The 12,674-nt window shown below is 37.0% G+C and carries 7 protein-coding genes; all 7 read left to right on the top strand.

Annotated elements, in window-relative coordinates; all coding sequences use genetic code 11:
* Positions 1 to 2: 2 nt before the first annotated feature.
* The 7 genes from sprA (at position 3) to P164_RS16660 (ending at position 12,416) form a co-directional block, all read left to right on the top strand.
* Positions 3 to 7,289 (top strand): cell surface protein SprA, encoded by a 7,287-nt coding sequence (sprA, locus tag P164_RS16630; RefSeq protein WP_028377450.1) that lies wholly within the window; start codon positions 3 to 5, stop codon positions 7,287 to 7,289.
* 13 nt (positions 7,290 to 7,302) lie between these two features.
* Positions 7,303 to 7,683, top strand: coding sequence for a glycine cleavage system protein GcvH (gcvH, locus tag P164_RS16635; RefSeq protein ID WP_028377451.1), 381 nt, complete (start codon positions 7,303 to 7,305; stop codon positions 7,681 to 7,683).
* The gene (locus P164_RS16640; protein WP_028377452.1) at positions 7,676 to 8,059 is read left to right on the top strand and encodes a VanZ family protein; all 384 of its coding nucleotides are present in this window, start codon (positions 7,676 to 7,678) and stop codon (positions 8,057 to 8,059) included. The genes gcvH and P164_RS16640 overlap by 8 nt, the downstream gene beginning before the upstream one ends.
* 55 nt (positions 8,060 to 8,114) lie before the next feature.
* A complete protein-coding gene (locus tag P164_RS16645; protein ID WP_028377453.1) occupies positions 8,115 to 8,843 on the top strand; it encodes an energy transducer TonB in 729 nt (242 codons plus the stop codon).
* Positions 8,844 to 8,954: 111 nt separating this feature from the next.
* Complete coding sequence (locus P164_RS16650; RefSeq protein WP_051621388.1) at positions 8,955 to 9,731, top strand: energy transducer TonB; 777 nt, start codon at positions 8,955 to 8,957, stop codon at positions 9,729 to 9,731.
* A gap of 155 nt (positions 9,732 to 9,886) precedes the next feature.
* Positions 9,887 to 12,010, top strand: a complete 2,124-nt coding sequence (locus tag P164_RS16655) for a hypothetical protein (RefSeq protein WP_028377454.1) — start codon at positions 9,887 to 9,889, stop codon at positions 12,008 to 12,010.
* 46 nt (positions 12,011 to 12,056) lie between these two features.
* A complete protein-coding gene (locus P164_RS16660; RefSeq protein WP_234405877.1) occupies positions 12,057 to 12,416 on the top strand; it encodes a Dabb family protein in 360 nt (119 codons plus the stop codon).
* The last annotated feature ends 258 nt before the right edge of the window (positions 12,417 to 12,674 follow it).

The raw sequence follows: 12,674 nt of genomic DNA on the forward strand, positions 1-12,674 counted from the left end.
AAATGCTATTAGTTTCAGGCACGTTTTTGTGCTCGATGTCTTTGTTTGCTCAGGAGGAAGAAGTTAAGGACTCTACAAAAACAGGTTTTACATTAGGAAAACTTAGCCTTAAAAATCCCAACTCTATACTTTCAAAATATACTTACGATCCGTTAACAGATAAATATATTTATACGGAAAGTGTAGGTAATTACAACATTAATTATCCGCGCATTTTAACTCCAGAAGAGTTTAAAGATCTTGTTCAGAAAGAACAGATGCGCAACTATTTTCAGCAGAAAATTGCCGCTGTAGATGGTAAGACTGAAGAAGGTTTAGAAGACCAAAAAAGTTTACTTCCTAATTTTTATGTAAACTCAGGTTTGTTTGAATCTATATTTGGAGGAAACAGTATAGAGTTTATACCTACCGGTAGTGTAGAGATGGATATTGGTGGTCTTTTTACCAAGCAGGATAATCCAAGTTTTTCTCCCAGAAACCGTACAAACTTCAGTTTTGATTTTGATCAGCGCATCAGTTTAAGCTTGCTGGGTAAAGTAGGTTCACGGCTTCAGGTAAATGCAGTTTATGATACCGAAGCTAGTTTCAGTTTTCAAAATCAGATAAAGTTAGAGTACACGCCTAACGAAGACGATATTATACAAAAGATTGAAGTAGGAAACGTAAGTATGCCTCTTAATAGTGCATTAATACAAGGTTCTCAGAGTCTTTTTGGGGTTAAAACGCAGCTTCAATTTGGAAAAACAACAATAACAGGTGTTTTTTCAGAACAACAAAGTCAAACCCAGCAAGTATTAGCACAGGGTGATGGCACCATACAAAATTTTGAAATACAAGCTTTAGAATATGATGAAAACAGGCATTATTTCTTAGCTCAATATTTTAGAGATAACTATAATAGAGCACTGGCTAACTACCCGTTTATAAATTCTAATGTTCAAATTACACGGGTTGAAGTCTGGGTTACAAACCGTACACAGCGTTTTGAAAATACCCGTAATATTGTTGCTATTCAAGATATTGGAGAATCTACTCCCACACAAATAGGATTGCCTAACATACCTACGGGTTTTATTAATCTGCCGGCAGGTAGTTATCCTAGAAACTCAAGTAACGATTTTAACCCTTTTGGTTTATCTGGCAACGGGCAGACTGTTTTAACACCTGCGATTAGAGATGCGGCTACCGTTGGTCAGGGTTTTGGTGGGGTTCAGGTTTCAGATGGGTCTGATTATGCCTCTCTAGAAAATGCACGTCAACTTACACCATCAGAATATACATTAAATACGCAGCTGGGCTATATATCGCTTAATCAACGTTTGAGTAATGATGAGGTTTTAGCTGTTGCTTTTCAATATACTGTAAATGGGCAGGTATACCAGGTTGGAGAATTTGCTAATGATGGTGTTGATGCTACCAGTGGCGCTTACCCAGATACAGACGGCGATGGCATTCCAGATCTTGTTGATGTAGATGTAGATGGAGATGGGGTTAATGAGAACGGGCAGGATGTTGACGGAGATCAAATTGCCGATGGAGCTGACGCTAATGTTAATGGGCAAATACGTGGTGCAGATATAAATAATGATGGGATTTTAGATAGTTTAATTACCCCGGGGCAGGGAGGAACATCTCAAGCCTTGATCGTAAAACTGCTTAAAAGTAATATTACAGATGTTAATGAGCCCATTTGGGATTTGATGATGAAAAACATCTATGGTCTTGGAGTGGGGCAGTTGCAGCCAGATGGCTTTAGGATGAATATTGTTTACACGTCACCATCACCTATAAATTATATTACTGCAGCAGATGGTGGTCCTGCGCTTCCTGAAGATGTGCAGAATACACCTTTGCTTAATGTATTTAATTTAGATAATCTGACCAACTTTGGAGATCCTCAAAATGGGGGTGACGGTTTTTTTGATTTTGTAAATGGCTTGACTGTTAATCAAAGTAATGGAAGCATCATTTTTACTTCGGTAGAGCCTTTTGGAGAATATTTATTTAATAAGCTGCGCAACGCCGGGACAGAGAATTATGATAACGAAGATAGTTATAATGCTAACCAGCGCAAGTATGTATATAACTCGCTATATAATTCTACTAAAACCATAGCGCAGGATAACGCAGATAAAAATCTGTTTCAATTACAGGGTACTTTTAAATCAACACAGGAAGAAGGTATCCCTATAGGAGGTTTCAATGTTCCGCAGGGATCTGTTACAGTAACTGCAGGAGGTAGAGTTTTACAGGAAGGTCTTGATTATTCAGTAGATTATCAACGAGGAAGAGTTATAATTCTTGATCAGGCGCTTAAGGGTTCAGGAATTCCTATACAGGTCTCTACAGAAAATAATACATTGTTTGGGCAGCAGACTAAGCGTTTTACAGGAATTAATGTAGAGCATCAGTTTAATGAAAATTTTATGGTGGGTGGGACGTTGATTAATTTAAATGAGCGCCCGCTTACCCAGAAAGCAACATATAGTTTTGAGCCTATAAACAATACCATTTTTGGTTTCAACGCTAACTTTTCAACTGAAGTTCCCTTTCTTACGCGTCTCGTAAATAAGCTTCCTAATATAGATACAGATGTTCCTTCTAATATTTCATTTAGAGGAGAAGTAGCTTATTTAATGCCTGGTCAACCTAAGGCTACAGAATTTGGAGGGCAGGCTGCCTCATATATAGATGATTTTGAAGGTGCACAAACTTCATTAGATATAAGCTCTCCGTTGCAATGGAGTCTGGCATCGGCACCGGTAGATTTTGGGGGTGAGTTTGCTAATGGTGATTTAAGAACCGGTTACCGTAGAGCAAAATTTGCCTGGTACAGTATAGACCCTATATTTTATACAAACCAGCGTCCAGATGGTATTACAGATGCAGATGTTTCTACCTATGCAACACGTAGAGTTTTTAGAGATGAGATTTTTCCTGAACAAGATATTGTAGCGGGTACAACACAAGCGCTGTTTACGTTAGATATGGCCTATTATCCTCAGGAGCGCGGGCCATATAACTATAGTCTAGATGCACAAGATGGAATTCTTGAAAACCCCGAACAAAATTTTGGAGGCATAATGAGACAATTTGCTTCAACAGATTTTGAACAGGCAAACGTAGAGTTTATTGAATTCTGGCTTATGGATCCGTTTATTTATGCTGAAAATGCAACAAATACCGGTGGAAGACTTACATTAAATCTCGGAAATATTTCAGAAGATATTTTAAAGGACGGGCGTAAACAATATGAGAACGGATTGCCGCAGGATGGTGGTGTTACAAATACAACACCTACCGTTTGGGGAAAAGTACCTACTAATCAGGCACTAATTTATGCTTTTGATACAGAGGGTGCTCAGCGTACAAATCAAGATGTAGGTTATGACGGTTTAAGTGATGATGAGGAAGCCGCAAATTTTCCGGCCTTTGCGGGTTTAGAAGATCCTGCCGGAGATAATTATCAATATTTTGTTGCTGCTCAAGGTTCGGTTTTAGATCGCTATAAACAATATAATGGTCAGGAAGGAAACTCTCCTGTAGATGTTAGTCAAACTAATAGGGGTTCTACAACCATACCCGATACCGAAGATATAAACCGTGATTTTACAATGAACACGGTAGATAGTTATTACGAGTATCAACTAGATATTACACGTGCTACTCTTAATGTTGAGAACGAGTTTATAGTAGATCAACGTGATATTGAAGTGACTCTGCAAAATGGAAATACATTACCGGTAACATGGTATCAGTTTAAAGTGCCTATTAGTGCTTCAACTAATAAACAGGGAGGTATAAATGACTTCAGATCTATTCGTTTTATGCGCATGTTTATGAGTGGTTGGCAACAGCCTACCGTACTACGTTTAGGTTCGCTAGATTTAGTGCGTGGAGATTACCGTAGATACTTGTACACCTTAGATCCTGACGAGTCAGACCCTGCAACAGAAAATACACGGTTTGAAGTAACTTCAGTAAATATTGAAGAAAATAACGATCGTAATCCTATTCCTTATGTATTGCCACCGGGAGTTTTTAGAGAGGAGCTTATCAATAATAATAACAACATTCGTCAAAATGAGCAATCTTTATCTCTTGAAGTATGTGACTTAGAAACTCAAGATAGCCGTGCGGTTTATAAGAATTTCAGATTAGACATGCGTCAGTATGAAAATCTGGAAATGTTTATACATCTAGAGTCCTTATTAAATGAAACTGCGGTTCAGGATAACGAAGTTGTTGCGATAGTGCGTATGGGTACAGATTTAACTCAAAATTTTTACCAGATTGAGTTGCCGTTGAGCGTTACCGCTTTTGGAACAACCAGTCCTGATTTAATTTGGCCTGAAGCTAACCGCTTAAAACTTTCATTAGATATTTTACAACGCGTTAAAGCTGTGTTTTTTGGGGGTGAATTCAACACGCTTGTTGATGAAATTACCTATTTTGATGATGAGGCAAATCTTATTGCTGATCCTGCAGCAACACCTTATGAAACCGGAAGAGTGAGAGTGGGTATAAAAGGTAATCCTAGTTTTGGAGATGTACGACTTTTAATGCTAGGTGTTAAGAATGGAAATGACGAAGGGCAAAATACAGTATGCGCAGAGGCCTGGTTTAATGAATTGCGTTTGTCAGGATTGCAAAATCAAGGAGGTTGGGCCGGTGTAGTGAATCTAGATGCTAACCTTGCAGATTTTGCTACCGTATCTGGTACAGCGAGACAATCTACAGTAGGTTTTGGTAATATAGATGCTGGTCCTAATCAGCGTAGTAGAGAAGATGTAAAATCTTATGATGTGGTTACTAATGTAAATCTAGGTCAACTACTTCCTAAAGACTGGGGAATAAAACTTCCATTTAATTATGCGAGCGGTGCTGAGACAATCACACCACAATACGATCCGCTATTTACAGATATAAAATTAGATCAACGCATTGCTTCTGCCGCTAGTGAAGCAGAACGAGACCGTATTAAAGAAATCGCTATTGAGCGTACTAAGCGACAAAGCATAAATTTTATTGGCGTTAGAAAAGAGCGTACGGGAGAGAAAAAACCAATGCCCTGGGATATAGAGAATTTTACATTGGCATACAGCCATAATCAGGAAGATCATAAAGATTTTGAGATTGAAGAGGCTGTGAGTAAAAATGTGCGGGCAGGAGCAACTTATGGTTATGCCTTTAAGCCAAAGGCATACGAGCCTTTTAAGAAAAACGATTCTTTGTTTGTAAGTAAGTATTGGAAACTACTTAAAGATTTCAATATTAATTACCTGCCGGCCAGTGTAAATATTACTTCAAATATTACACGGCAATTCAGCCAGCAGCGTTTTAGAGATCTTTTAGCTACAGAAGGTTCATTACCTATTCCTGAATATGTACAACGCAATTACCAGTTTGACCGAAACTTTGCAATTAATTATCCCGTTACAAAATCATTACGAGTAAATCTGGAGCAGTATCAAAACCGAATAGTACGTAATTATTTGAATCCTGATAACACGTTAGATCCTAATGCCGGTGGGGTGTATACCAGCTTTTTTGATGTAGGAACGCCAGACAGGCACAATCAGACGATGCAGGTTAATTATGACTTGCCATTAGATAAGCTTCCTTACTTAGACTTTGTGAAGTCTACGTATTCTTATAGTACAGATTTTCAATGGACGCGAGGTTCATTTCAGCTACAGTCCTTAGAAGGAATACCAGATTTAGGAAATTCGGTTCAAAATGCAAATACGCATTCGTTGCAGACTTCTTTAGACATGAAATCGCTGTACGATGCCCTAGGATTAGTTAAAAAGAAAACCGGAGCGACGACACGATCAGCAAGAAGTAAAGCTGTGCCTACTTTAGGAAATCCCAAAGCTGCTTCTCAAAAGCCTGATGAAGATGGACTAAGTGCCGGTGATAAAGCTAAAAATTCGCTTGTTAATCTGGCTACAGGTATTAAGCGTATTCAGGTAAATTACGAGCAAAACAATGGTACGTTCTTACCGGGTTATCTTCCCGGAGTAGGGTTTTTGGGTACCGTAAGACCATCTACAGGATTTGTATTTGGTAGTCAGGCAGAGATACGTGATTATGCGGCCAGACAAGGTTGGTTAACGCTTTATCAAGAATATAATGAGCAGTATAGTGAAGTTGAAAGCCGTAAGCTAGACATACAGGCGCAGACCAGTTTTATAGAAGACCTCACCCTAGATATAAATATGAATCGAATTTATCAGGAAACTTATAACGAAAATTACAGAGTAAATCCTATAAGTCTCGATTACACGAGTCTTACGGGTAATACGCTTGGCAACTACAGTATTTCGACTTTAATGATAGGGACTGCATTCAACTCAAGTTCACTAGAGTCTTCAGCTAACTTCAATCGGTTTAGAGCTAATAGACTCGTTATTGCAGAACGCCTTGCCGAAGAGTTTTATGGTAATGATCAATATCCCAGAGATGCAAGTGGCTATCCTGTAGGTTTTAGTAGAACTAGCCAGGCAGTGTTGTTACCAGCATTTCTATCTGCATATACTCCGGGAACGGCAGATAATGTTTCGTTAGGAGCATTTAGAAGTTTTCCGTTACCGAACTGGAATCTTAAATACACCGGTTTGATGAAGATAGACTGGTTTAAAAAGCGGTTCAAGCGATTTTCTGTAAATCACGGATATCAGGCAGGCTATACTATAAATCAGTTTAGAACTAACTTAAACTATGATAGGGGCTTAAATAACGATGCTTCTGACGCACAGGTGAACCAGGCTGGAGATTTTCTAAATCCGGTTTTATATTCTAATATTAACCTTACCGAATTATTTTCTCCGCTTATACGCCTTGATTTTGAGATGAAAAATTCAGTAAAAATTCTTGCAGAATTGCGTAAAGACCGCACGCTATCCTTAAGTTTTGATAATAATTTACTTACAGAAATTCACGGAAACGAATATATAATAGGTTTAGGATATCGCTTAAAAGATATTAGATTTGCCACGCGAGTGGGAGGTAAGCGTACAATCTTAAAAAGTGATTTAAATTTTAAAGCAGATTTATCACTGAGACAAAATGAGACGGTAGTGCGCTATTTAGATGTAGAAAACAGTCAGATTACAGCAGGACAAGACATTTATGGTCTTACCTTTACAGCAGATTATGCTTTGAGTAAAAATCTAACTGCGATCTTTTATTATGATCACTCATTTGCGACTTATGCCATATCAACTGCATATCCGCAAACAACAATACGTTCAGGTTTAACATTGAGATATAATTTCGGAAATTAATTAAATATAAGTTATGAGTTTACCATCAGATTTAAAATATACAAAAGATCACGAGTGGGTACGCATCGAAGGTGACATTGCAACCGTAGGTATTACAGATTTTGCTCAGGGAGAGCTGGGTGATATCGTATATGTTGAAGTAGAGACCGAAGGAGAGACACTTGATCGCGAAGAAGTTTTTGGTACTGTAGAGGCTGTTAAAACAGTTTCAGATTTATTCTTACCATTAACCGGTGAAATAATAGAATTTAACACTGCATTAGAATCTGAGCCAGAAGCTGTAAATGAAGATCCTTACGGCAAGGGGTGGATGATAAAAATTAAATTTACAGATGCCAGTGAGCTGGACTCGCTTTTAGAAGCAAGTGCGTATCAAGAATTAATAGGTGGGTAAATTTTTAAGGCCTGCTGCATATGCTTATACGCTATTTATAGCGGTAATTTGTTTAATGCCTATGCCGCGCGTTTCTAATGCACCAAAGGATAGTGATAAAGTCATTCATCTTTTGGTGTATTTTTTATTTACACTAATTTGGTTTTTATACTATTTTTTAAGAGCAAAAACAGAAAATTTTAAGCAATCATTAATTAAATGTGCGGGATTAGCTCTTATTTATGGTATACTTATTGAAGTAGTACAGGAAGTAGCAACAGTCTCTAGATCAGCAGATTTTAAAGATTTAATAGCGAATTCTATAGGTATTTTAACAGGAGTAATTCTGATAATTGCAATGAAATCGCAGTTTTTACGATTAAAATCAAAATTTTAATTTCGAGTTGAAGCTATTTTTATTTAAATTAGCAATCCTTAATAACTAAAGATTCATGGAACCTAAGAAAAATCCTAAAGCAGATCTAAGTAAAAGAAGTGTACTCTTCTTTCAGTTAGGTCTTATTTTGATACTCGGGCTGAGTTATATGGCCATTGAGTGGAAAACGTATGAGAAAGAGGCCATAGACATCGGTCAATTAAATATGGACGATGTTCTAGAAGAAGATGTGCCAATTACTGAATTGAACACACCTCCACCTCCACCACCACCTCCGCCACCACCACCAGCACCAGAAATCATTGAGGTTGTTGAGGATGATAAAGAAATTGAAGAAACTGTAATCGAATCTACTGAAACAAATCAGGAAGAGAAGATTGTAAAAGTTGAAGAAGTTTCTTTTGCTGAAGAAGAAGTTATTGAAGATGTACCATTTGCAGTTATTGAAAACGTACCGGTTTATCCTGGTTGCGAAGATGAGAAAGGTAACGACGCAAAGAAAAAATGTATGTCTGAAAAGATCAGCCAGTTTGTAAACAGAAAATTTAATACTGAATTAGGTAGTGAATTAGGGTTATCTGGTGTAAACCGTATATATGTACGTTTTAAAATTGATCAAAAAGGAAATATAGTTGATATAGGTTCTCGAGGTCCTCACCCTAGATTAGAATCTGAAGCAGAGCGTGTAATTAAATTATTACCGCAAATGACTCCAGGTAAGCAAAGAGGTAAGGCTGTAGGGGTGCTTTATTCACTTCCTATTGTGTTCCAGGTTCAGGATTAATCTGAATTTTAATAGAATCAAAAATCCCGTCCGCGTAAGCGAGACGGGATTTTTTTTGTGGCAAGCTTATTGTTAAAGTTTTAAGATATAGTAATCTTTAAAACTTTTATTATGAAAGAATCACAAAAACGCGAAGTTACCACTCGGCAAAGTGGAAATCGCGCAACAAGCAAGCACGATGTAAATCTACGAAAAAACAGTGTTGTCTATTTTCAGATTGGGCTTATCGTTACCTTAATTCTAGCTATTTTAATTCTTGAAATTAAGTCTCCTGCTGTGAGCTACTCAACAGAACCCTTAAAGGAAGTAGCTACGGTTTCATTAGAAGACTGGAATCAGTCTTTTGTAAAAGAATCCCATCAAAAGCCTTTACCAAAGTTACCTGAAGTGTCAAAGATTTTGCCGCCAGAAGTAGTTGATGATAATACCCCAGAAGCAGCTATAATACCAGACTTTAAAACTACAGATATCTCAAAGGAGTCGATTAATCCCAATGATCTAAGACCAGAGCCTGAGAAAGAAGTAGAAACGTTTAGTGTTATGGGGGTAGAAGTGGTTCCCATCTATCCCGGTTGTGAAGGGCTTGATTCTAATGCAGCGCGTAAAGCTTGTCTCCAGGAAAAATTAAATTCTTTTATAGGCAAGAACTTTGATACTTCATTGGGAGAGCAATATGGCCTTTCCGGAATGAATAAAGTGGATGTACAATTCACTATTGATGAATTTGGTAATGTGGTTAATTTGCAAAGCCGCGCGCCACACAAGGCTTTAGAAGCCGAAGCTAAACGCGTTATGAATAAATTACCCAAAATGAAACCGGGAACACAGCAGGGTAAAAAAGTGCGGGTTATTTATTATCAGCCTATAAAATTTAAAGTGCAGAATTAATTGAAAATTACGTTTATCTTCAAAAGCCTAGGTGTACTGCTCAGGCTTTTTTTAAAATGGGGAAGTTAAAGACTGAGTTTTTGTGGTGTTGGCGTATTTAATCTTAAAGATTTCTAAAAAATACTATCTTTCGCTATCCTAAATTTTTTCAACTTATGCTATCTAAACTTTTAGCATTTTGCTTTTTATTTTTCAGTATTAATTTTGCTTACTCACAACTAGTTAAGGGAGACTTTGAGAAATACCCCGTTTTTGAAGCGTGCGATTCAGTTTCCGCAGGTGATTTAAAGGTTTGTTTTAATGCAACTTTAATTGCTAAAGTAACTTCAGAATTTAAAATGCCGCAACGGGTTTTAGACGAAAATTATACCGGAGAGCTAATAGTACTCTTTGAAGTTACAAAAGAAGGCAAGTTTGAACTTTTGAACGTAACCGCTATTTATACTGAGCTAAAGGAAGAACTTGAGCGTGTTTTTTTAACGCTGCCAAAGGTTAAACCGGCAACTTATAACGGTAGACCTACCTATATGCAGTTTAGTATGCCTGTTCCTATTCCATTTAGCAAAAATCAAGATGTAAGACCATTAGATAATGTTCCGGTAATTAAGCCAAAACCGGTTCAGAAGCTATCTTTTGAAGAGCAAGGTGCCTCAGAATATGATGGTATTCAAACATATCCTTTTGAAAACCGGGAATACAATTCGCAACTTTATATTCCGTTTTCTCATCAAACCTATAGCAGATTTGATCAGGAGATGAATCGAGTGGGTACAAATAGCCATACGGCGAGTAAGCCATTTACTTATGCTAGTGTAAATACATATTACAATTTTAAGGAGAAGCAGGAACGTTTGTATAAAGAGAAAAGTTCCTGGTTTGGAAGGAAATTATGGAATGAGCATATGGTGACGCTTCAGGGTGAAGATTACTGGTTCACATTAGATCCTGCAGCAGATTTGCAATTAGGTTTTGAAACTGCAGATTCAGAAAATCAAAGTTATACCTATAATAATACACGTGCTTTAGTATTTCAGGGAGGTCTTGGAAGTAAGCTTAATTTTTATACGGTATTTTATGAGAGTCAGGGTAGCTTTGCTGGCTATTATAATCGTTTTGCAAGATCGTTAAGACCAGATGGGGGTAACCCTGCGATTGTACCGGGTAGAGGTGTAGCTGCAGATTTTGGGACAGATGACTTTGATTATCCGGTTGCTGAGGCTTATTTATCGTATTCGCCAAATGAGCATTTTAATTTTCAATTTGGTCACGGAAAAAATTTTATAGGCGATGGTTACCGATCGCTTTTACAGAGTGATAATGCGAGTCCTTATCCTTTTTTTAAATTGAATACTACATTTTGGAAATTTAAATATTCAAATACCTGGATGTCATTACGTGATGTGCGGCCAGAAGTTGTTGCAGACGGATCGTTTAAGACCAAGTTTATGGCAAATCACTATTTAAGTTTTAATGCTACAAAACGTTTGAATTTAGGGCTTTTTGAAAATGTAATTTGGACCAATGATAACGACAGAGGATTTGATCTTAATTATTTAAATCCGGTTATATTTTACCGGGCAATTGAGTTTTCTACAGGTTCAAGAGGAGGAAATGCTTTAATAGGATTGAGTGCAAAATATAAATTCAGCGATAACTTTAATGCCTATGCACAGGTGGTTATAGATGAATTCTCAACCTCGGCAGTGTTTAGTAACACAAAAAGCTATAAAAATAAACAAGGGGTGCAGGTAGGCTTTAAGTACTACGATGCTTTTAAGATAGATAATCTACAGCTTCAGTTTGAGTTTAATCAGGTGCGTCCTTATGTATATTCAAATAATGAGATTGTGCTTAATTACGGGCATAACAATCAATCTATGGCGCATTTATGGGGTGCAAATTTTAGAGAGCTTATAGGTATTGCGCGCTACGAGAATGATAGATGGTATGGTACTGCAAAACTTATATACGGCGAGCGAGGTTTTGAAGTGGGTGATATTAATACCATCTATTATGGAGGAAGTATTTATGGTAATGATGAGAATATTCCCAGTGAGTTGGGTATTGAGATCGGTCAGGGTAATAAAGCGCAGACGCTTCTCGCAAATGTTGAGCTCGGTTATTTAGTTAACCCGTCTACAAACTTAAAAATTTATACAAATGTGCTTTTTAGAGATCATACAATAGATGAGGTTGATCCTGTAAATTTTACAGAAAAAACACTTTGGGTTAATTTTGGAATTCGAACAGATTTATTTAATTGGTATTTTGATTATTAGAATTATGAAAGCACATTTTATTTTAGGTTTAACAATACTATTACTTATGTCAAATTCATGTAAAGAAGAAGTTTTTAAAGGGCCGGAGTTTGACTCTAATTTTGCTCATGTGGTGTACTTCTGGCTTAAAAACCCTGAAAATATAGAAGACCGCAAAGCATTTGAAACATCACTAAAAAAATTCTTAGCTACAAGTGAATACGCTAAGACAAAATTTATAGGAGTTCCTGCTGAAACCCCACGCGATGTTGTTGATAACAGCTGGACTTATTCAATAATTCTAACGTTTCCGTCTAAAGAATCTCAGAATAACTACCAGAATGAACCCGTGCATTTAAAGTTTATCGAAGAGTCATCTAATCTCTGGGAGCGCGTACAGGTTTACGATTCTGTAAAATTAGATTAGTTGATTTTCAGTAGTCAAACGCTTGTATTAAGGTTTTGTGAATATGTGATTTTATTATTGAGGAGTCTTTAATGAAAAGTATTTTTGACTTGAATAATAGTTCTTTTATACCCTGTGAGAATTGGGCAATTGCATCTTCTATGATCTCTAGCAATGTCAATATTTGACAGGGCTCTGGTTAACTTATAAAGTGCAATCAAAACCAGATCTCGTATTTGCGCTAATTTAAAAATATCATTTTGAGCATTTAAATTACTG

The organism is Leeuwenhoekiella sp. MAR_2009_132 (assembly GCF_000687915.1).
In the GTDB taxonomy this organism is placed as follows: Bacteria; Bacteroidota; Bacteroidia; order Flavobacteriales; family Flavobacteriaceae; genus Leeuwenhoekiella.